The 22,183-nt window shown below is 35.8% G+C and carries 15 protein-coding genes; 6 read left to right on the forward strand and 9 right to left on the reverse strand.

All coding sequences use genetic code 11. The features are described from left to right. Positions 1 to 35: 35 nt before the first annotated feature. The 9 genes from BXU11_RS01055 to BXU11_RS01095 form a co-directional block, all read right to left on the reverse strand. Positions 36 to 3,224, reverse strand: coding sequence for a SusC/RagA family TonB-linked outer membrane protein (locus BXU11_RS01055; protein WP_078210687.1), 3,189 nt, complete (start codon positions 3,222 to 3,224; stop codon positions 36 to 38). 337 nt (positions 3,225 to 3,561) lie between these two features. Next, a complete protein-coding gene (locus BXU11_RS01060) occupies positions 3,562 to 4,308 on the reverse strand; it encodes a tetratricopeptide repeat protein (RefSeq protein WP_078210688.1) in 747 nt (248 codons plus the stop codon). A 93-nt stretch (positions 4,309 to 4,401) separates the two neighbouring features. Then, positions 4,402 to 6,156, reverse strand: a complete 1,755-nt coding sequence (locus BXU11_RS01065) for a BatD family protein (RefSeq protein WP_078210689.1) — start codon at positions 6,154 to 6,156, stop codon at positions 4,402 to 4,404. 20 nt (positions 6,157 to 6,176) lie between these two features. Beyond that, positions 6,177 to 6,944, reverse strand: coding sequence for a tetratricopeptide repeat protein (locus tag BXU11_RS01070; RefSeq protein WP_078210690.1), 768 nt, complete (start codon positions 6,942 to 6,944; stop codon positions 6,177 to 6,179). Between the two features lie 66 nt (positions 6,945 to 7,010). After that, positions 7,011 to 8,042 (reverse strand): VWA domain-containing protein, encoded by a 1,032-nt coding sequence (locus tag BXU11_RS01075; RefSeq protein ID WP_078210691.1) that lies wholly within the window; start codon positions 8,040 to 8,042, stop codon positions 7,011 to 7,013. A gap of 88 nt (positions 8,043 to 8,130) precedes the next feature. Beyond that, complete coding sequence (locus BXU11_RS01080) at positions 8,131 to 9,132, reverse strand: VWA domain-containing protein (protein WP_024982511.1); 1,002 nt, start codon at positions 9,130 to 9,132, stop codon at positions 8,131 to 8,133. Further along, positions 9,132 to 10,760 (reverse strand): hypothetical protein, encoded by a 1,629-nt coding sequence (locus BXU11_RS01085; protein WP_078210692.1) that lies wholly within the window; start codon positions 10,758 to 10,760, stop codon positions 9,132 to 9,134. The genes BXU11_RS01080 and BXU11_RS01085 overlap by 1 nt, the downstream gene beginning before the upstream one ends. A gap of 49 nt (positions 10,761 to 10,809) precedes the next feature. Next, on the reverse strand, positions 10,810 to 11,673 hold the full coding sequence (locus BXU11_RS01090; RefSeq protein WP_024982509.1) for a DUF58 domain-containing protein: 864 nt from the start codon (positions 11,671 to 11,673) through the stop codon (positions 10,810 to 10,812). 77 nt (positions 11,674 to 11,750) lie between these two features. Further along, positions 11,751 to 12,755, reverse strand: coding sequence for a MoxR family ATPase (locus BXU11_RS01095; protein WP_078210693.1), 1,005 nt, complete (start codon positions 12,753 to 12,755; stop codon positions 11,751 to 11,753). Positions 12,756 to 12,965: 210 nt separating this feature from the next. Here BXU11_RS01095 and BXU11_RS01100 point away from each other — a divergent pair, with 210 nt between their 5' ends. From BXU11_RS01100 to BXU11_RS01125, 6 genes are all read left to right on the forward strand, one after another. Then, on the forward strand, positions 12,966 to 13,838 hold the full coding sequence (locus BXU11_RS01100) for an aldo/keto reductase family oxidoreductase (protein WP_078210694.1): 873 nt from the start codon (positions 12,966 to 12,968) through the stop codon (positions 13,836 to 13,838). Between the two features lie 415 nt (positions 13,839 to 14,253). Next, positions 14,254 to 15,006 carry an SDR family NAD(P)-dependent oxidoreductase gene (locus BXU11_RS01105; RefSeq protein ID WP_078210695.1) on the forward strand — a complete coding sequence of 251 codons (753 nt, stop codon included), beginning with the start codon at positions 14,254 to 14,256 and terminating at the stop codon, positions 15,004 to 15,006. 129 nt (positions 15,007 to 15,135) lie between these two features. Continuing rightward, complete coding sequence (locus BXU11_RS01110; protein ID WP_078210696.1) at positions 15,136 to 16,284, forward strand: ATP-binding protein; 1,149 nt, start codon at positions 15,136 to 15,138, stop codon at positions 16,282 to 16,284. Between the two features lie 211 nt (positions 16,285 to 16,495). Beyond that, positions 16,496 to 17,098 (forward strand): sigma-70 family RNA polymerase sigma factor, encoded by a 603-nt coding sequence (locus tag BXU11_RS01115; RefSeq protein ID WP_078210697.1) that lies wholly within the window; start codon positions 16,496 to 16,498, stop codon positions 17,096 to 17,098. A gap of 123 nt (positions 17,099 to 17,221) precedes the next feature. Further along, complete coding sequence (locus tag BXU11_RS01120; protein WP_078210698.1) at positions 17,222 to 18,391, forward strand: FecR family protein; 1,170 nt, start codon at positions 17,222 to 17,224, stop codon at positions 18,389 to 18,391. Between the two features lie 149 nt (positions 18,392 to 18,540). Then, the gene (locus BXU11_RS01125; protein ID WP_078210699.1) at positions 18,541 to 22,182 is read left to right on the forward strand and encodes a TonB-dependent receptor; all 3,642 of its coding nucleotides are present in this window, start codon (positions 18,541 to 18,543) and stop codon (positions 22,180 to 22,182) included. Position 22,183: the final 1 nt, after the last annotated feature.

Below are 22,183 nucleotides of genomic sequence, written 5' to 3' on the forward strand. Positions count from 1 at the left end.
AAAGTGTTTAAGGCGATTCATGTGTCTGCTTTTGATTAAAATGTAAGGTTCAATGAGCAACCAATACTTTTAGTCTGTGGTATAGACAAACGCTCAAAACCACCACCCATATTATTATTTCCTTGAGATGCTTCTGGGTCAATATTTGGCAATTCTGACCATAATAGTAGATTTCTAGCAAAAACGCTTGCTTTCAAATCAACCAAATTATTTAATAAATTAGGGAAAGTATATCCTAAATTGATTTCTCTTAATTTAACAAAACTTGCATCATAAACATAAGCCTCAGTAATATTACTTAAGCGGTTATATAGATTTTGATGTCCATTTGGATTTCCTGCGCCACCGAGAACAATATTATTTGTAGTTCCGTCTGCTTTTACACCAGGATAAATAAACTCTTCAGCTCTATTTGCAGTGATAGCATCAACTCCGTAAAGCTGCATCAATGAATTAGTTCCACTATACATTTTTCCACCGTTTTTCCAATCAAAAGTAGCTCCTAATGAAACTCTTTTGTAAGTAAATTGAGTAGAAGCGCCTAAGGTAAACTTTGGAGCAACTTCTCCTAAAGCTTTAGCTTCACCAATTACAGGTAAACCTGTAGCGTCAACCAAAACATTACCAGCTGCGTCACGTTTAAAACTTTCACCGTATACTACAGGAAATCTACTACCTACACTCGCTCTAATTTGAGGAGTAGTATATCCTCCCAAAAATATGCTTTCAACTCCAGGAGCCAATTCATCTACATAAGAATCAATTTGTGTGTAATTCAAATTGAATGTCCAATCGAAGTTTTTAGTTTTAATTGGATTAACGTACAATACAACTTCATGACCATTAGTGTGAATTTTACCACCATTTGTAACAAAAGAAGAATAACCAGTCGATCCAGCTAAGGGTACATTAAAAATCTGATCTTTAACATTTTGTCTTGAATATGTATACTCAAGTCCTAAACGATTATTAAAAAATTTGAAATCAACTCCAAATTCATAAGAACGCGTATTTTGAGCTTTTAGATTTGGATCATACAATACAGTAGTTGGTATAAATGAACTTACATCTCCAATTGGATATTGAATAGGTGTTCCTGTCCAAAAACCTCCACTATATCCTGGCTTAAGATAAAAATCTTCTAAATAAGTACCAGCTTGTCCAACTTCAGCAATAGAACCTCTGAATTTTGCATAAGAGAAAATATTTGATTCTTTAACAAAATCAAGTTCAGACAACACAAAAGATAAAGATGCAGAAGGATAAACAAAATCTCTATTCCCTCTTGGCATTGTAGAAACATAATCTTTACGTAAAGTACCGTTTAAGAACAGAATACTTTTGTATGATAACTCAGTACTACCAAAGAAACCTACATTACGTTGTTGTGATCTATTTTCGGAAGATGTAACCACTCTAGCATTTGAAATTGTTGGAAAACCACCAAAATTTAAACCAGCTCCATAATCACTATAACTTTTATTGTTTTTATGATTATATTCATTACCTACTAAAACATTCAAATTGAAATCATTTAAGAATTCCATTGAGTAATTCACAGTGAACAAAGAGTTAATTACATCTGAAGTAATACCGTACAAATTCACATTACTACTATTTCCTGTCAAATCATGTTTGCTTCCATACTCATTGATATCTCTGTAATTAGTAGTATAAGAATCAATACCAACTTGATATTTGAAATTCAAATTTTTGCTGCCATCCGTACTTATAACTGGAGAATATTGAACATTTGTATTACCATAGAATCTATTGGTCTTTTCGCTATATTCATTGTTTTCAGCAGCCCAATAAGGATTGTTAAATACATTCGGTCTATAATAAACCTGATCATAAGGATTGATTGCAGATTTGTATCCTATTCCTTTTAAATCATAACTTCTTGGCGCTCCAAACACACCTGCAAGAACTGCATCATTTGCTGAAGGCGCTTTAGTTATTTTAGTTTGAACATAATTGAAGGAAACACCTGTTTTCCATTCATTATTCAATTTTGTTTCAGTTACAGCTTTTACTGTATAACGATTCATACCTGTACCTGGCATGAAACCATTTTGATTCGAGGTACCAATACCAAATGAATAATTTGTTTTCTCTAAAGCTTGACTAATATTTAAAGAATTATTTACAGTAACACCTGTTAAAAAATAATCACCAATGTTATCATAAGAATTTGGAGCAACCCATGGATCTAAACCAGCTTTAGCTCTTTGAGGCACATAATACTTTCCAGATCTTAAAATACCACCATTTAAAGTATTTGCTACATTACCTCCATAAGTTTTATCATTTGGCAATTCAGAGATTTTAGGTCCCCAGTTTAATGAAGATGTAGGATTATAGCCTCCTTGAGTACCTTGAGCATATTCATTTTGAGTTTCTGGTTTTTTAGAAATGGTCTCAAAACTTGTTGAATTGTTATAAGTAATCACAGGTTTTCCTCCTTTAGCTAAACCTCTACCACTTTTTGTAGTAATAATTATCACACCATTAGAAGCTCTAATACCATAAATAGCTGCTGCTGCTTGTCCTTTCAAAACAGATATAGATTCTATATCAGCTGGATCAATATCCACCGCACGATTTGCAGTGTCAGTACCTGTTACACTATTCCCAGTTGAATAATCCGCTGTTGAAGATACTGGCATACCATCAATAACATACAAAGGTGTATTGTTTCCAGTGAAAGACCTTGCTCCACGAATAACCACTTGTGATGAAGCTCCTGGAGCACCACTTGAAGGAGTAATTTGAACCCCAGCCAATTTTCCTTGTAAAGCTCCTGCTAAACTGTTATTAGAAGCTTTATTCAAATCAGCAGTTTTAATTTCTTGCACTGCATATCCGACAGCTTTTGAACTACGTTTTATACCAAAAGCAGTAACTACAACCTCAGACAGTTTTTCAGCTTCGTTGCTTTCCAACTTAACATTTAATTTGTCTGAAGCATCAACTGCTTTAGACACATCTTTCATACCCACAAAAGAGAAAACTAATACATCTCCTTGTTTGGCTTTAATAGCATAGCTTCCATCGAAACTAGTTTGAGTACCATTTTTGGTTCCCTTTACCATTACATTCACTCCAGGAATTGGACCCACTGCGTCCGATACTGTTCCCGATACTGTCTTCACCTGAGCGGAGACCACTTGCATTGACAAGGCCAATAGCAAAGAAAAAATCCATTTGAATTTTGATCGCATAAATTTGAATTTTGATTTAGTTATGCGACAAAAATGATAACATTTTGTTAATAAAAAAAACCAATAGCGGCTGCGAGCCCAACAAAACAAGAGAAATCAATAAACATAATACCACTATTACTCCAAATACTTAAAACAAAAACAAACAGTTTAACATAATGTAAACACATAATAAAAATTATATCTAAATATTAATAAGAATACGGCATAATTGAAGGAATCCAAATTTTAACACTTTTTCAAAGAAAAAGACCCAAAATTAGCACAGTTTTGAGTAAAAAAAAAGGTGTTCCTATAGATTAGAAACACCCAAAATTGGTAAAATTAACATAAATTATCACTTCACTTCCTTAATAGCATTGGCATTTAACCAACCTTCTGTACCATCGGTAAGCTGAACTTTTCTCCATTGATCGAGAGATTCTATGATATAAACTTTGACCCCTTCATGCAGAGTAATGACAACCGAACTTGAAGACTGCGGCTCACTTTTGACATCTGTCATAGCCGCAAAAAGAATGGCTGGTCGATCATTTTTAAAATGACTTTGCTCAAAATAACCCGCAAAAACACTTATCAAAACGAGTAGCAATCCAAAAAACATCCCAAAGAAAAAAACACGTTTCGCTAAAGAAGTTTGAGTAAAGTAATACCCTAAAAAAAGTAATAGTACTACCACAGCAAATCCTATAGCTATCCACGCCCAAGTATCATAATGAAAGAAAGCGGTAAAATCGTGTACCAGTTTCTCGAAACCTACTTTGGGAACCACTTTAATCTCATCAATGGTTTTCTTTTGGGCAAATTTCAAATTGTTTAGAATTTCTGAATCATTAGGTTTTAAAACCAAAGCTTTTTCATAATTATAAATCGCTGGCGCTACCTGATTGAGCTTGTAATAACAATTGCCCAAATTGAAATACAAATCGGCCGATTCTTTTTTCTCCGTTTGCACCACCGATTCATAGGCCTGAATGGCTTGCTCGTATTGCCCTTTTTTGTACAATGCATTCCCTGACTCAAACCCATTTTGAGCAGTTAAAACACTGGTTATAAATAATAATAAATAAACTATATTTTTCATATGTTGATTTAATTTTAAACACAAAGATCACAAAGGAAGGACTAAGAACACTATTTTATAGTGCTGATTTGATTACACTTCTATTCTTTGTGGTTAAACAATTTGTTTTTCTAATCCCGAAATAATTTCGATGGCTTTATCAAAATCCTGCTGAATTGCCGCGCTAGAAGAAGGCGCATAACGAGCAATCTCACAATTCTCCGTCAAGGCAATAAAATCGTTTACAGCTTCAGGATTGGCTTTTCTAGACAACAATAACTCTTGAATATTATCCTTACTCATTTCTGAAGTTTCGATGTGTAATTTGGCTTTTAAGAAATTATGCATCGCTTTTTCGAGTGCCACATAGAACAACTCTTTGTTCGCAATTTGTTTTTTGGCTTCCGATAAATATTTTTTAGCCAATTTATTGTTCATTTTGATTCGGTTACCAAAGACATCGCTATCTATGGCTTCTTTTTTCTTTCTGAAAATCACAATCAAAGGGATTATTCCAAAAGGAAGCAATAACAAAGCATAAAAGCCATTGGATCCTAAGAAATCCTCAGCATGAATATCTGCTAGCTCTGTTTTTAGCTTGATGAATTTGAATTGTTCCAGATTACTAATCTTATTTTTAGCCGTGCTTGCCACTGCGGTACTGTCTGTAGCGGTTGGACCATCTAAAACAGTCACCAAAATCTCTGGAGAAGTAATCGTTTTGTAGCTGCCCGAATTCAAATCAAAATAAGTGAATTGCATTGGTTTGATCGGATAGGTTCCTTTGAACTGCGGAATAATGGTATAACTGTCCGAAATCTTACCTGCCATTCCAGAAAGTGGCGTATTTACGGATTCCGTATGAACAGGGTCATACATTTCTAAGGCGTTTGGAACTACAGGTTTGGGTAAGGTGAATAATTTAAGATTTCCTTTTCCAGCGGCGCTTACTACCAATTCTAAACTTTCACCATTGCGCAGCGTTGTTTTGCTTGGTGTAACTTTAAAATCAAAACTTCCCACGGCACCAGAAAAATCTGCTGGCTTGCCCGATTCTGGCAATCCTTTTACCGCAATCGTTCTTGCTCCTGTGGTTACATTCTTAGTTACATCTTTTACAATTAATTGCCCGAACATATCTCTTCTATTGGTAGGCAATTGAACAGGAATATCTAATGAAAGTGGTTCAATAACTAGTTTTCCAGATTTTTGAGGATACAAAACTGTTTTGCGAAGAACTACATACCTAAAACGTTCCCCTCTAAACATTCCCTCTTCAGGAACCAATTGCTTGATATCAATATTTTGGCTCCAAAAATTATTGTATTTAGGTTTACTCTTTTCTTCCCAATTACCTCCAATTCCGATATTATAGCTGAAATACAATTTATAAACTACCGTAATGGGCTCGTTGATATACGGATTGGTTTTAGAAATATCCGCAACTAAATATAAATTATTATCGACAGAAATTTGTCCGTCATTCTCTTCCTCAGATTGCTGCACTGCATTGGTCACAGTAATCTTTACAGGAGATGTTTTATACACCTGCCCATTAAACTCAATTGCCGCCTGTTTAATTACCAAAGCTCCTTTTCGGGTAGGAACTAAGAAATAGGAATACGCTTTCTCGAAAGAGCTTCTACCGTTGACCCAAGATTGACTTACTTGTTGGCTAGGTCCAGCGATGATTCGGAAACCATCGAAAGAAGGTTGAATAAAATTATCACCATCTACATTCATAATAAAATCAACACGAAGGCGTTCATTTAACGCTAAAGTGTTTTTACTCACTCGTGCCTCAAACTGAACTTGAGCCAGAAGCGGGTTAGCAATTATAAAAAGTGCAACTGCAATAAATTTTTTCATTTTAAAATGCGGTTTTTGAATTACCAATCTTTTTCGGTTTGAACTGGTTTTCCTTGGCCTTGTTTGGCTTTTACTTTATCTTGAATTTTCTTTTCTTCGTTGTTTACAGCATCCAAAAGGTTTTCTAAACGATCTTTAGAAATGTCTCCAGGTTTTGGTTTGGGTTGTCCTTTTTGGTCTTGATTTTTGCTGTTTTTTTGCTCGTTTTGATTAGGATCTTGTTTTTTGTCCTGATCGCCTTTATCGTCTTTTTTGTCTTTGTCTTTATCGCCGTCTTTCTTTTCGTCCTTCTTATCTTTATCCTTGTCTTTGTCTTTGTCTTTTTTATTATCCTTATCGTTTTTCGGTGGATTGTCTTTTAGCATTTTTTTGGCCAAAGCATAATTGTAACGCGTTTCTTCATCTTCGGGATTAGAACGTAAAGCATTTTTATAAGCATCTACAGCGGCTTCGTAATTTTTATCTTTCATAAAAGTATTGCCCAAATTGTGCAATATTTTGTGCTTTTGCGATTTTACTTTTGCTTTGCGTAATGCTTCAACATAGGCGTATTGTGCTTCGGCATTTTGATTTTGTTTGTAAATTGCATTTCCTAAATTGTAGGGAGCGACCGTTCGGTTAGGGAATTTCGATTGTGAAATTCTATAATTTGCCTCCGCTTCTACAAACTTTTTTTCTGCAAATTCTTCATTCGCTTTTGGCAAAGCTTTGTATTTTTGTTGAGCAAATAGACCTCCTAGCCCCAAAAGGGAAAACAAGAAAAGGAATATGAAATATTTTTTAATCATTTGTAATTTTGTATTTTATCACTTTCAAGTACATTTATCAACTTCACATTGGGAGGTTAAAAAACTTTATTTCTCGTTAAACAAATTCAATTTTTTCACCCAACTTGTTTTGCGCTCTAACAGAAAAACATCTACCAAAAGCAGCAGAAATCCAATGGCTAAAAACCATTGAAATTGAGATTGGTACTCTGCCATTTCAGTTGCTTCAAATTCTGTTTTTTGGATTTTATCCAAAGTATTTTTTACGAATTCTAACACTTCTTTGGTATTCGCGCCGTTTACATAGTTTCCATTCGTTGCTTTTGCGATACTTTTCAAGCTTTCTGGATTCAATTTTGTGATAACGATTTGATTGTCTTTATCTCTTTTATAGCTTTCAATCACACCATTACGACGCAAAGGAATCGTACCTCCTTTTTCTGTTCCGACACCAATGGTGATGATTTTCATACCAATTTTATTGGCTTCTTCAGCAACGCTTTCGGCTCCTTCTGAATGGTCTTCGCCATCAGAAATCATAATCATCAATTTACTCGTTTTGCTTTTTTCGTCAAAATAAGTAGCCGATAATTTAATCGCTTCTTCTAAAGAGGTTCCTTGAGACGAAACAATGTCGGTATTCATACTTTGCAAAAACATCTTCGCCACACCGTAATCGGAGGTGATTGGCAATACAGGAAAAGCACTTCCTGCATAAGCTACAATCCCAATACGGTCACTGCCGAGTTGATTGATGATTTGAGAGACGATTTGCTTGCTTTTTTCTAAACGACTGGGCGCGATATCCTCTGCCAGCATACTTTTAGAAACATCGACTGCAAAAACAATATCAATACCTTCACGCTTAACCGTTTCCATTTTGGTGCCAATCTTAGGATTCACCAATCCTAAAATCAAGCAGGCAAAAGCCAATACTAACACAATTAATTTCAATACCGATTTAAAACTAGAGCTATCTGGACTTAACTTTTGCACCATTTCAACCGAACCAAATTCGCGTTGTTTTTTTCTTTTCCAATACAAATTGTACAAGAAAACCACTACCAAAAGAGGCAATAAGATGAGTAGGTATAAATATTTTTTTTCGTCTAATTCCATTTGTATTTAACCACTAAGGGCACTAAGTTTTCACTAAGTTCACAAGTTAAATTGCAAACTGATATTTATTATTTTCTTTGTTTTAACTTTAAATAAAACTTCTGTACACTGTATTTCTCAAACCAACTTCAATTAGTAACAATAGTCCTGCTAGCAACACAAAAAATCTAAACTTTTCGTCGTAATCATAGAATTTTAATTCTTCTATTTCTGTAGTTTCGAGTTTGTTGATTTCGTTATAAATCTGTGCTAGTTTATCGTTGCTTGTTGCTCTAAAATATTTACCGTCGGTTTTTCGGGCAATGTTTTTCATTAATTGCTCGTCGATTTCTACTTTCATCATTTGGAACAAAAAGCCTCCGTTCGGTGCGATTGCATAAGGAAACATAGCCATTCCGTTTGTTCCAATTCCGATAGTGTAGACTTTGATTCCGTATTGTCTGGCAATATCTGAAGCGGTTTCTGGTTCAATAAAACCAGCATTGTTTACACCATCCGTCAAGAGAATAATGACTTTACTTTTAGCTTTGCTGTCTTTCAAACGGTTTACGGCTGTCGCCAATCCCATGCCAATTCCAGTTCCGTCTTGCAAAACGTTGTCGTATTTTATGCTTTTGATGGCTTCTTGAACAATCGCTTTATCACTAGTCACAGGAGTTTTAGTATACGATTCGGCAGCATACACTACCAATCCAATACGGTCATTGGGTCTTTCGTCAACGAAACTGGCTGCCACACGTTTTAAGGCTTCCATTCGGTTCGGCTTTAAATCTTTGGCCAACATACTTCCAGAAACGTCAATCGCCATAACGATATCAATTCCTTTGGTGGTTTTCGTTCTATTGCTCACATCGACTGTTCTTGGTCTTGCCATTGCCACAATCAACAACGCTAATGCCAAAATTCTAAACACGCTTAAGTAAGGTTTCAACTGCACCCAAAATGATTTTTTTCCTTGAAAACCTGCTGTTGAACTCATTTTAAGCGCAGCCACTTGATGATTTCTTTTCCAGAATAACCAAGCAATCACCACTGGCAGTAACAAGAACAACCAAAAAAATTCTGGATTTAAAAACGTTATCTTTTCCATTAGTTTCTTGCTAGTTTTAATTCAACAGAATTCAATATACGTTCTGCTATTTTTGTGGCGTACTCATCTCCTTCTTCGTGCAAAATCATAATTTGCTGCAATCCACCATTTTGACTAAACAATAAAATCTCATAATACAATTTAGTACTGCTATTGGATTTATCGTCAACTTTGGAGAATGTTCCGTAACCTTTGATTCCTTTAAGTCCTTCGGGGGTTTCAAAATCCGCTTGTTTAACAAGCATATTTTGAGCGCCTTGCAGCTCCATCATTTGAATAGAGCTTTCTAAAGATTTACTCAAATCGAGGGCATTTTCTTGTTTAAAACTATAGGTCGAAACCATCAAATAGAAATCATTTGCAAAACTACCGTAACCAAAAGATTGCATGTCTTTAATCAAAGCTAATCCGTCTTTAGGCAAGGTTTTCTTCAAGTCTACTCGAGTCAATACTTCTGGAGTTTCTATAATAACACCTGGATTTCCGTATTGACTTTTCACCCATTCTCCTTCAAGTAATTCTTTGGTTTGATGTCCGATAATAGAGTGTACCGTGTACATAAATCCTTTGGTCACCACAAAAAACAAGAATACTCCGATTACGATTCCTACACCAAAACCTACATAAGTCCTGATTTTCGCTTTGCGTTCTTTTTCTAATTGTAGCTGAAGTTGTTTTTGTTTTTGAGCTTCGTTCAACACATCTTCTTCCTCGGATTCAACTACTACAGGAATTGCATTATCTAAGGTTAAAATCGCTTTTTGAATTTTATTTCTATCTTCAGTGATTTCAAAATCTAGAGGTTTTGATTTCGCAAATTTCACCAAATCGGCTTGTTTCAATACACGTTCTAAGTTATCGATTGTTTCTTGAGATAACTTCATTTTCTTTTTCTGAGAAGCCGCTTTTAATCCCGCAACTAATTCCGCTGTGGTACTTTCCATTGCTGGAATGGCTATGGCTTCTTCGATATAATTTCTAGCAATATCAGTCAATTCGCTATAATATGCTTTTACATCGCCTTTTTGCCAAAGTTCTTTTTGCTCTAAAGTATTCAATAAACTCGTGGCTTTTTCGATAGGCGTTTTGTAAACGACAACTTCTGGTGCTACTGTTTTTTTACGAATTTTGAAGTAACAATAGGCTACTGCCCCAACGATAAGAAGAGCTATCAAAAGATACAACCACCAATTGCCCCAAGAATCTTGCGCTTTGATGATGCCTTTGATGTCGTACATTTTTTGTTTCAATGTATCAACAGCAACATTAGCGACTTCCACTTTAATAGAATCCGAGAAAAAAGGTTTTTTATCGATTAAAATTTTAACCGCAGGAATGGTATATCTTCCAGAATCAAACTGAGTCAAACCATACTTTTTGATTAACTCAATTTGGTCATTTTTTTTAACCGTATCAATTGGATAGGATTCGATAACTTCTAATGGTCCTATCTTTTTTAGGTTAGGAAAAGCAACCTTTGAAGTAGTTTTTACCGTAGTCTTTAGAGTTAGTTTAAACTCCGCGCCAATTTTATTTTTGGTGGTGTCTATAGACGTGAGCACTTGTTTTTGCTGAGCAAAAAGAGAAGTCGATAGCGCTATAAATAATAGGTAAAGTTTAATTTTCATTTGTTTTTAACTTTAACCCTTACAAAGTTTAAACTCTGCAAGAATTAGTTTAACGAGATTTAAAATAACTCAATAGTTTAGTCACGTAACTTTCATCGACTCTGGTGTTCACAACTCCTGAGCCTGACTTACGAAAGGTTTCCTTAAAATAATTCACTTTATCTTGATAGTGCTTTTCATAATTCATTCGAACTGTTTTTGAACCTGTATTGATTAATTGAGTTCGTCCTGTTTCGGCATCGAGCATCGTCACCATTCCTAAATTGGGCATTTTTTCTTCGCGAATATCGTACACTCTTATTCCAGTAATATCGTGCTTTTTGGAAGCAATCTTCAAGGTTTGCTCGTAGTTTTCACACATAAAATCAGAAATCATAAACACAATCGCTTTCTTTTTTTGAGTGCTTGATAGAAATTTCAAGGCTTGACCAATATCCGTTTTATGACTTTTAGGCTCAAATTCGATTAGTTCACGTATCAGACGCAAGACGTGAGAACGTCCTTTTTTGGGTGGAATGTACAATTCTATTTCGTCAGAAAACAAAATCAAACCTATTTTGTCATTGTTTTGAGTGGCCGAAAAAGCCATAGTAGCGGCAATTTCAATGACAATTTCTTTTTTGAACTGACTTGTAGAGCCAAAATTTTCAGAGCCCGAAATATCGACCATTAACATCATCGTCAATTCGCGCTCTTCTTCAAAAACTTTTACGTGGGCTTCGTTATAACGGGCAGTTACATTCCAATCGATAGCGCGAATATCGTCACCATATTGGTATTGACGCACTTCGCTAAACGTCATTCCGCGGCCTTTGAAAGAGGTATGATACTCACCAGAAAAGATATGATCGCTCAATCGTCTGGTTTTGATTTCTATTTTTCGTACTTTTTTTAAAAGCTCTTTTGTATCCATTTATTAAGTGATTAGTGATTAGTGAATAGTGAATAGTAACCAAGGCTAATTACTTTTCACTTTTTACTTTTCACTTTTTAGGGCACTTCGATTTCGTTTACGATTTTGTTGATGATATCTACTGAAGTTACGTTTTCAGCTTCGGCTTCGTAAGTCACCCCAATACGGTGACGCAATACATCGTGAACCACAGCGCGAACATCTTCTGGAATTACGTAGCCACGACGTTTGATAAAAGCATAACATTTAGCAGCATTGGCCAAGTTGATACTTCCACGAGGCGAAGCTCCAAAACCAATCAAAGGTTTCAAATCGGCTAGTTTATATTTTTCAGGGTAACGCGTTGCGAAAATGATATCCAAGATATATTTTTCTATTTTTTCGTCCATATACACCTCGCGAACCGCTTCTTGAGCACGTAAAATTTGTTCGACAGAGACTACTGGATTTACTTTTTCGTAGCTACCTTTTAAATTTTGACGAATTACAAAACGTTCGTCTTCCATTTTCGGATAGTCAATTACTGTTTTAAGCATAAAACGGTCCACTTGAGCTTCTGGTAACTGATAGGTTCCTTCTTGCTCAATTGGGTTTTGTGTGGCTAATACCAAAAAGGGTTTGTCTAATTTAAAAGTAGTATCACCAATGGTTACTTGCTTTTCCTGCATCGCTTCTAGCAAAGCCGATTGTACTTTTGCAGGTGCACGGTTAATCTCATCGGCAAGGACGAAATTGGCAAAAATGGGTCCTTTTTTGATAGAAAATTCATTTTGCTTGATGTTATAAATCATTGTTCCAACAACATCGGCAGGCAATAAATCTGGGGTAAATTGTATTCTGCTAAAAGAACCTTGAACCGCTTGAGACAAAGTATTAATCGCTAACGTTTTGGCTAAACCAGGTACTCCTTCCAAGAGAATGTGTCCTTGACCCAAAAGTCCAATTAGCAATCGCTCTACCATATGTTTTTGTCCCACAATAACTTTGTTCATTTCCATGGTAAGCAAATCGATAAAAGCACTCTCCCTTTCTATTTTCTCATTGATTGCTCTAATGTCTAAAGTCGTTGTATTTTGTTCCATCGTTATAGTTTTATACCTATTGTTATTTGAAGCTAATTTTGATGGTGCAAATTGAATTTTTTTTTAGAGGTTTAGTGTTAAAAATAGGTTAAAAAAACAAGATGAATCACTATTTTAAGTAAGAATTATGACACTATCTATTAATTTTTAAGAACTTTGAAGAATTAACTTTTAAACCTAGGTTAAATTCAAAATAATCAAAATTTAAGCATGACTACATCAACATTATCACCCATTATTGCCGGCGCCATGAATTGGGGCGTTTGGGACAAAAATCTCAAGACAAAAGAAATGGAAAACCTGATCCATATTTGTTTTGAAAATAAGATTTCTACTTTTGACCATGCGGATATCTATGGAAGTTATACTACTGAAACGCAATTTGGAAAAGCGTTATTCAATTCAAAAATTAATAGAGAACAAGTACAGTTGATTTCAAAATGCGGAATTCAGCTGGTATCCGAAAAACGAAATACTATAGTAAAACACTATAATTACTCAAAAGAATACATCCTCAAATCGGTTGATGCTTCTTTGAAAAATCTTAAAACGGATTATCTTGATGTTTTTTTGTTGCATAGACCCAGCCCGTTGATGCAAGCAGATGAAATTGCTGAAGCAGTTGAAAAATTAAAAAGCCAAGGGAAAATTATTGACTTTGGGGTATCGAATTTTACGAGTTCACAAACCGAATTAATTCGACAAAAAACTGCGGTATCTTTTAACCAAATTCAATTTTCGGCTACTGAATTTCAACCGATGGTGGATGGAAGTTTGGATTATATGCAACTGCACCAGATTCGTCCTTTGAGTTGGAATCCGCTAGGAAGTGTGTTTCGTCAGGATAATATGCAAACGTTTCGTTTGAGAAAATTATTGGCATCATTAGTTTCTAAATATGAAATTGGAGCAGATTCGATACTTTTGGCTTGGATTTTAAAACATCCGGCTCAAATTATACCCATTGCTGGAACGGTTAATGTAGCTCGCATTCAAAACTTGCTCAAAGTCTCTCAATTGGTTTTAGATAACGAAGATTGGTTTGCTATTTGGACCGAAAGCATGGGACACGAAGTAGCGTAGTCAATGTCATTAAGTTAAGGATTAAATGATAAAATGATTGCTGATTTTTGATTAACGATATTTGATTGCTGATGTTTAAGATACTGAAAATCATTTGTTTTTTACTCACTTGCTCAAAAATCTAAAATGCTTCGCCAGTTCGCTAACGCCCGGGTCAAGAATCGTTAATCTTCAATCTAAAATCTCTTAACTTAATGACATTGGTAACTTAGTGGTCCTATAAATGATGCCAAAAAGGCACTTTGTTTGTTTTTAACCCCGATAGGAGCGGCATCCTTTTTTTATAAAGCTGACAGGTGTTAAAGACCTGTCAGCTTTATAAAAAAAGATATAGCGGATAGCGGGACTTTGCCTCCTGATAAATCCCATTGTTACTGTTCCTGAAAATTCTTATACTCTTATCAAATTACATTTTATGATAAAAACTGCCTTAATCACAGGTGCTACAAGCGGTATCGGAAAAGCAACCGCAACATTACTGGCTCAAAATAATTTTAAAATCGTGCTTTGCGGCCGAAGAAAAGACCGATTGGAAGCCTTGGAAAAAGAATTGAGCGCTTTTACTGCTGTTCATACCTTGTGTTTTGATGTTCGCGATAAAAAAGCGGTTTTTGAAAGCATTGCGTCTTTGCCCGAAGCTTTTTCAGATATTGACATTTTGGTAAATAACGCCGGAAATGCCCACGGTCTTGACTCCATCCAAAATGGTGACATGGACGATTGGGACGCTATGATAGATATCAATGTCAAAGGATTGCTGTATATTTCTAAAGCGATTATTCCAAAAATGATTGCCAAAGAATCTGGACACATCATCAACATTGGTTCGATTGCAGGGAAGGAAGTGTACCCGAATGGCAATGTGTATTGCGCTTCGAAATATGCGGTAGATGCTTTGAACCAAAGCATGCGAATGGATTTGAATCCTTACGGAATTCGTGTTGGGGGAATTCATCCCGGAATGGTAGAAACGGAGTTTAGCGAAGTACGTTTTAAAGGTGATAGTGAACGCGCTGCCAATGTTTACAAAGGATTAACGCCTTTGCGACCGGAAGATATTGCGGATATTATTCACTTTGTGGTGACACGACCTTATCACGTCAATATCGCAGACTTGATTGTGTATCCAACGGCTCAGGCTTCGCCAACTATTGTAAAAAGAGCGTAATCCGACTTAATAAAAATGGCTAAGCTAGTTATACTTTTTTTTTTAAAAAGCGTAACTAGCTTTTTGGTTTTCTTTTGTTTCCAATTGAAAAAGCGTACTTTTAAAACTTCTAGTACAAATACTTAGGACATGATTAACAAACGCTTGCTTATCAAAAATTTATTGGCTCATAACGATGAGAGTAGTTTTTATGATAAAAAGCGTCAGTTGAATTTACATTCTCGAGAAGGGAAAGCTAAATTCTTGAAGCATATTTGCGCACTGTCCAATTCCAATCCTACTAACAATTCATATATAGTCGTTGGCGTTGAAGATCAAGATAATGCCATTGTTGGCGATGATTTTTTTGACGACAGTCGGATTCAGAATTTAGTGAATGCTTTTCTGGAAAACCCTCCACAAATTCAATACGAGAATGTGCCCTTTCCACAATTGCCCAAAGACAAAGTTGTGGGACTAGTGACCATAAAACCCAATCCGAAAACTTCCTTTTTCAAAAAAGGCATTCATACCATTTTGACACAAAGTATTTTTATTCGAAGTGGCAGTAATACGCTACCGGTTGCAGGTGAAATAGAACGAAATTATCAAAATACCGAAACGGTGATTGGCATCGAAAACAATTCGCGCAACAGCATTGGATATACTTTAGATGGCGTTTTTGATTTCATGAATTTTCGTCACAAAGACATGGCTCCTAAATACAAAGTCTTCAAGGAATTATTTGTGATGTGTTGGGCTGGCATTGGCAAGCATTACAAAGGAAAAACCTATTTGTCTCGAGTCGACATCGAGCTGATTAACGAACAAATCAAACTCTTTTATTCCGCTCAAGATGTGGTAGAAATCACTTTTGACGAGGATAGTTTTACCATCATTGAATATGTACCGCTGGGACTGAATGACAAGACCAGTTTTTATCCTTTAGAACAACAAACCATCCATTTTCATGACAATGGTTATTACAAAATAGATCGGAAATTTCTGTTTGAACCTCCAGAATTCAACACTAAAATGTTGTATCATATTTACAATACCAATAGCACTTTGTTACACAAACTCCAAAAAGGACAAACGCTACACGATAGAGAACAAAAAGATCTTGAAAACCTGCCTTCAACCCTCATGATTTGCTACCTCAACGGATTTGAAGAGGCCAAGCAAAAATTGATTGATGCCAAACCTTTGCTCAAACCCTTCCCGCAAGTGTATCTCTCTTTTAAAGAAGCACTACGAATTTTGAGAAAAATGAAGTATGACAAAGCTGTTGCTGAATAAGTTTTTTTCTACTTAAAACACCTTATTTATTTTACACAAAAAACAGTAAATCAAAAAATAAACTGTTTTATATTCAATCTTTTATTTAATTTATACCATAAAACAAAAAAATAGACTTCTTTTGTTTGAGTATACTTTTTTTATTAAAAAGAAATAAAACCAGACTATAATTCTCTATGTTTGCAGTTCCTTAACACTATTTTAACCATTTATGAATTCATCCATAGCGTCTACTACTGAAGCTTTGATTCTTTCACAAATTGCCAATGGCAACGAATGGGCCTATACACAAATGGTAGGAAAATATTGGAAAAAAGTAGTTTTACATGCTTTAAGTTTTGTCAAAGCTTATCCTGTTGCTGAGGAATTGGCACAAGATGTATTTATTCAGATCTGGGAAAAAAGAGAAAAACTAGAACAGATTCAAAGTTTTGATAATTATCTTTTCATTGTAAGTCGCAATCTAATCATTACTCATATTCGAAAAAAACTGATAGAAACGGCTTCTTTAAAAGAGGAAAAACTACAAGAATTATTCCTTAAACCCGATGAACAATACGAACTTGAAGAACTCAATACCATCATTCTTGAAGGAGCAAATTTATTGACGGATCCTCGCAAAACCATCTTCATTTTGAGTCGATTGGAAGGCAAAGACACCGACTATATTAGCAAAGAATTGGGTCTTGCCAAGAGAACTATTAGATGGCATTTGCTCGAAGCACTCAATTTTTTGAGAACACACATGAACAGTCAATATGGATGGTGTTTTTGGATTATTTTTACACTTTCACTATTTTTTTTCACAAAATAATTAGCTTACAAACAAGCTTTTACGAATTATTTTTATTTTTTTTCACTTTTCCATTGCCACTTTCGCTACCACAACTCGTCTTTAATTATAGAAGGGGTATATGCGGGCTAAAATCATAAATCTATGTATCAAAAAAAAGAATTTAAAACGTTAATGCAACAGTATGTTTCAGGAGAAATTACTGCTGAAGGTAAAGCGCGTTTACTTCAAATGATAGACGATCCGCAATACGCCAAAGATCTTGATGGTATCCTTCGAAACAATTATGATCAAATTCAAGAAGGAACAGCTGATGCCGATGCTACCACAGTGTTTATTGAAGCGTTAAAAGAAAAAATGCATCCAAAATCGGAACAAGACGAGGAAGAAACCATATCCCTTAATGTACATTGGAAAAAAATCTTAGCCGCTGCCAGCATACTCTTGCTTTTAGGAATAGGCTATTACAACTACAACCAAAAAACAACCCTTCCCACTGTAGTTGCGGTTGAGAAAAACAAAATCACCCCTGGTACTTCAGGCGCAATACTCACCTTGGCGGATGGTTCACAAATTGTACTCGATAGTGTAGCCAACGGCGTTTTGGCGAATCAAAACAGTACCGTAGTATCCAAAAAAGATGGAACATTAGTTTACTCTGGTGGAAACACCAACACCGCTGCCCAAAACAGTATGGTGACTCCAAGAGGAAGACAATATCAATTGGTGCTTTCAGACGGGACCAAGGTTTGGCTTAACGCTTCATCTTCCATCACATTCCCGACCACTTTTGTTCAAAACGAAAGAAGAGTTAGCATCACAGGAGAGGCGTATTTTGAAGTGGCAAAAGATAAAAATCATCCTTTTATCGTTACCGCAAATGCAACCGAAGTAAAAGTACTAGGAACGCATTTTAACATCAACAGCTATCCTGAGGAGAAAAGTACCAAAACCACACTTTTGGAGGGAAGTGTAGAAGTGCGAAACCGCAACGAGAAATCGCTTTTGCATCCCGGTCAACAAGCCGTGCAAACAATTTCTGGTGCACTAAGTGTAAAAAATATTGAAAACTTTGACGAAGTAATGGCGTGGAGAAAAGGTCTATTTTATTTCAGCAATACTAGCCTTGAAAATGTGATGCAACAACTCAGCCGATGGTATGATGTAGCCATTGTTTTTGAAAAAGGAGTGGTACCGCGCAATTTTGATGGCGAAATCAGTCGCGAATTAAATTTAGATGAAGTATTAAAAATTTTAGAAACCAATAACATTCATTTTAAAATAGAAGGAAAGACAATAAGGGTATTGCCCTAAAAAACATTCATTTGTGATCCAAAAAAAACCAGCACATGTTGGAAGCATTGCTGGCTTATTTTTCTTCTGGAAAAGAAAATTAAAATTGGAAAAACAAATCAATAACCAAGCAAGGAAATTTTATTATTAACCAAATTCATTACAAAAGTATGAAATTATTACCAAAATGCAAGTCAAGAAATTCTTGGCTTACACCTAAATTCTGGAAAGTTATGAAGTTATCAACTGTTTTGATAATTGCTTTTACCCTTCATGTTTCAGCAGCTGTTTCTTCTCAAACCATTACCTTCTCAGGTAAAAAGGTACCTGCTAAAAAAGTATTGAACGTTATTAAAGAACAAACCAATTATGTTTTCTTTTATGATGTTGCCATTTTAAACAAAATCGACCCCGTTTCTTTGGAAGTAAAAAACGCAACCATTGAAAATGTTTTGCAGAAAATTTTTATGAATGCTCCCGTAAAATGGATTATTCAAGGCAATGTTATTTCATTAGTCCCTAAAAATGAAATGAAAGCTATGCCCAAAACTCTTGAAGTTGAAAAAAAGATCAAAGGAAAGGTAGTAAACGAAAAAGGGGAGCCACTACCTGGCGTAAATATTCTAGTGAAAGGGACAAAAATCTCGATACAAACTGATTTTGACGGCTCTTTTGTGCTTTCAGTTCCTGATAATGCTACCGAATTGTTAGCCACTTACATTGGACTTCAAGATCAAGTAGTAAAAATTGATGGTGACAAAGACCTTTTAATCGTATTAAAAGAAATTGGCCAACAAATGAACGAGGTAATCGTAGTAGGATATGGTTCTCAAAACCGTAGAGCCGTAACTACTTCCGTATCGAAATTAGACAAAAAAGTATTGGAAAACGTTCCGTATTCCAACGTGACTCAGGCCTTGCAAGGAAACGTAAGTGGGGTTATTGTTCGTACTGCATCTGGACAACCTGGTAAAGCTTCTAACATTTTGGTTCGTGGCGGTACTTCGATCGACAATCCTGCGGGAGCCACTCCGTTATATATTGTTGATGGTGTCATTCGTTTGCAAATTGACGACATTAACCCTGCCGATATTGCTTCTTTACAAGTATTAAAAGATGCGGCTTCTACTTCTATTTATGGAGCAAGAGGATCTAATGGGGTTATCATCATAACTACAGCTAATGGAAAACCTGGAAAAACAAAAATTTCATATGGGTATTCCACTCAATTTAGCCAAGTGGCTAAAAAATATGATTTTCTTGGAGGCGAGGATTTTATCAGATTGTCAAGGTTAGGTGTAAAAAATGCAGCAGATATCTTCGGAGGGACTCGTCCCAATGCAAGAGATAATCAATTGGCTGGCGCTACTCCTTATGGAACAGGCAATAACTTAACATCAGGAACTCCGTTTGCTAGTTTACTCAAATCGAGTTTAACCCCAGATGCCATTGCTACATTGCAAGCCAAAGGATGGCAAGAAATGGTAGATCCTTTGAACAGTGCCAATATCATTATGTATAAAAGCACAAATTGGAACGATGTTTTGTTTCAAAATGCCATTACACAAAACCACAATTTGAATTTTAGTGGTGGAAACGACCAAGCATTATTCGATTTGAGTTTAGGCTATTTAAAAGGAGATGGTGTTACGATTTTTACAGGCTATGAGCGTTTTACTTCCAAAATGAACGCTTCATTTAAACTGGCAGACAACTTTACAGTGAATGGAAAAATGCTCTATGCTAGATCCAATAATAATCAAGTAGTGAGCAATAGTGTGGTGTTTAACCGTTACTTAGGCAATGCACCTACCACTAAATTTTTATTAGAAGACGGATCTTTAGCTCCTGGTCAAAACAACATCAACGGAAATCCTTTGTACCAAATGGGCAAAGTAAAAGGAATCAACGAAAACGAAAAATTACAACTTGCCGTAGATGCTGATTTGGGCATTACTAAAGATTTGAATTTTGTTCCTTCGATGTCTTTGTATAGCGAAAACAACGCGGGCAACGTGTTCCAACAAGCATTCTTGAGTGGTACCGGAGTTTTAGACAATACAAGAAATGCTTCTCAATTTAACAATCGCTATTTTCAAACCCAATTTGAAGGTGTTTTTACCTACAAAAAAGAGCTAGAAGCCATTGGTAATTTTGAGGCCAAACTAGGAGGTTCTAATTACAACCGAGTGATCAAAGCATTCAATGCGGCTGGAAAAGGCGGTGCATCAGATGTAACCGAAACCTTAGATTCTTCTCCTATTCCAGTATCGGTTTTTGCCAACAATAGCAAACTTATCATTAATGGCGTTTTTGGACGATTGAATTACGATTACAAAGGCAAATATTTGTTTACCGGTTCCTTCCGTTATGATGGTGCTTCAAGTTTAGGCCCAGACAATAAATTTGGATTCTTCCCAGGAGTTTCAGTAGGATGGAATGCACACGAAGAAGGATTTTGGCAACATGTACCTAAAGTGGTTTCTTCCTTAAAAATGAGAGCCAGTTATGGAGTAAATGGTAATCTTGGAACCCTTGGTGATTTTCAAGCTGGCGGATTGTATTCAGGTTCTACCAACGGTTTAGCGAATAATTACAACGGACAATCTGCCATTGTGAACTCACAAATTGCTAATCCAGGCTTGAAATGGGAACAATCAAAAACCAACAATATCGGTTTTGATTTGGGTATTCACCAAGACAAAATCCGTGTGATTGGAGATTTCTACAATAAACTTACCACCGATTTGTTGACCAATCTAACCTTGCCTTCTAACAGTGGATTCTCTACCGTTTTGACCAATTTAGGTGCTTTAAGAAGTAAAGGATTCGAAATGGAAATAAACGCGGCGATTTATAACAACGAAGATCTTAAAATCAATGCTGGTTTCATTATCTCTCACAACGTAAATACCGTTGAAAAACTTCCATTTAATGGCAACTTGAATAACCGAATTGGTGGAACTGAAGTTTGGGATACAGCAACCGGTAAATATAAATTTGTTGGAGGATTACAAGAAGGTCAAAAGATTGGCGATTTTTATGCGCATAAACAAATCAAAATTTTGTCTACACAAGCCGAAGCTGATGCGTATAATGCCATCTACAAAGACACTTACGTTGGAAAAACCTCAGCAACCGGAGGAAATCCTAATGGTATAAAATTACCTGGAGATGCCATCTTCGAAGATGCTGATGGTAATAAAACCATTGATAGCAAAGACCGTAAATTTATGGGGAATATGTTTCCGAAATATGTGGGAGGTTTCAATTTTGATGTCAGTTACAAAGGATTTTCATTAGCCGTAAGAACAGATTACTCATTGGGAGCCACGATCTATAACGAATCAAGAGCCCGTTTTGTAGGTCAGTTTCAAGGAAACTACGGTTTAATCGCCGAAAGTTTACAGTCATGGCAAAAAGAAGGCGACATCACGGATGTTCCTCGTTACCGTTGGGCGGATCAAACCAATCAAAATAACCTCTTCCGTTCTGAAGCTAGTGGAGCCGCTTACAACACCAACATGTTTCAAGGTAACAGCCGTTATTATGAAAGTGGCGACTTCTTGTGTTTAAGAGAAATTACGCTTGGCTACACGGTTCCAAAATCGTTTGTTGAAAAAATCAAACTTTCTTCAGCTAGGGTCTATGTTACAGGAAGCAACTTGTACTATTTTACCAACTATAGCGGATTAAGCCCAGAAGTTCAAGGCATTGATGGTGGATCAAGTCAAGGACTCAATTCGGCAGGTGCAACAGGTACGTATCCTGTTCCAAGAAATATCATTTTTGGAATCAACATTAGTCTGTAAT

This window comes from Flavobacterium sp. LM5 (genome assembly GCF_002017945.1).
Classification (GTDB): Bacteria; Bacteroidota; Bacteroidia; order Flavobacteriales; family Flavobacteriaceae; genus Flavobacterium; species Flavobacterium succinicans.

What these genes read in the sequence shown, in the direction of transcription:
- BXU11_RS01055 (WP_078210687.1), bottom strand. Translation starts at nt 3,224, where the DNA reads ATGCGATCAAAATTCAAATGGATTTTTTCTTTGCTATTGGCCTTGTCA.
- BXU11_RS01060 (WP_078210688.1), bottom strand. Translation starts at nt 4,308, where the DNA reads ATGAAAAATATAGTTTATTTATTATTATTTATAACCAGTGTTTTAACT.
- BXU11_RS01065 (WP_078210689.1), bottom strand. Translation starts at nt 6,156, where the DNA reads ATGAAAAAATTTATTGCAGTTGCACTTTTTATAATTGCTAACCCGCTT.
- BXU11_RS01070 (WP_078210690.1), bottom strand. Translation starts at nt 6,944, where the DNA reads ATGATTAAAAAATATTTCATATTCCTTTTCTTGTTTTCCCTTTTGGGG.
- BXU11_RS01075 (WP_078210691.1), bottom strand. Translation starts at nt 8,042, where the DNA reads ATGGAATTAGACGAAAAAAAATATTTATACCTACTCATCTTATTGCCT.
- BXU11_RS01080 (WP_024982511.1), bottom strand. Translation starts at nt 9,132, where the DNA reads ATGGAAAAGATAACGTTTTTAAATCCAGAATTTTTTTGGTTGTTCTTG.
- BXU11_RS01085 (WP_078210692.1), bottom strand. Translation starts at nt 10,760, where the DNA reads ATGAAAATTAAACTTTACCTATTATTTATAGCGCTATCGACTTCTCTT.
- BXU11_RS01090 (WP_024982509.1), bottom strand. Translation starts at nt 11,673, where the DNA reads ATGGATACAAAAGAGCTTTTAAAAAAAGTACGAAAAATAGAAATCAAA.
- BXU11_RS01095 (WP_078210693.1), bottom strand. Translation starts at nt 12,755, where the DNA reads ATGGAACAAAATACAACGACTTTAGACATTAGAGCAATCAATGAGAAA.
- BXU11_RS01100 (WP_078210694.1), top strand. Translation starts at nt 12,966, where the DNA reads ATGACTACATCAACATTATCACCCATTATTGCCGGCGCCATGAATTGG.
- BXU11_RS01105 (WP_078210695.1), top strand. Translation starts at nt 14,254, where the DNA reads ATGATAAAAACTGCCTTAATCACAGGTGCTACAAGCGGTATCGGAAAA.
- BXU11_RS01110 (WP_078210696.1), top strand. Translation starts at nt 15,136, where the DNA reads ATGATTAACAAACGCTTGCTTATCAAAAATTTATTGGCTCATAACGAT.
- BXU11_RS01115 (WP_078210697.1), top strand. Translation starts at nt 16,496, where the DNA reads ATGAATTCATCCATAGCGTCTACTACTGAAGCTTTGATTCTTTCACAA.
- BXU11_RS01120 (WP_078210698.1), top strand. Translation starts at nt 17,222, where the DNA reads ATGTATCAAAAAAAAGAATTTAAAACGTTAATGCAACAGTATGTTTCA.
- BXU11_RS01125 (WP_078210699.1), top strand. Translation starts at nt 18,541, where the DNA reads ATGAAATTATTACCAAAATGCAAGTCAAGAAATTCTTGGCTTACACCT.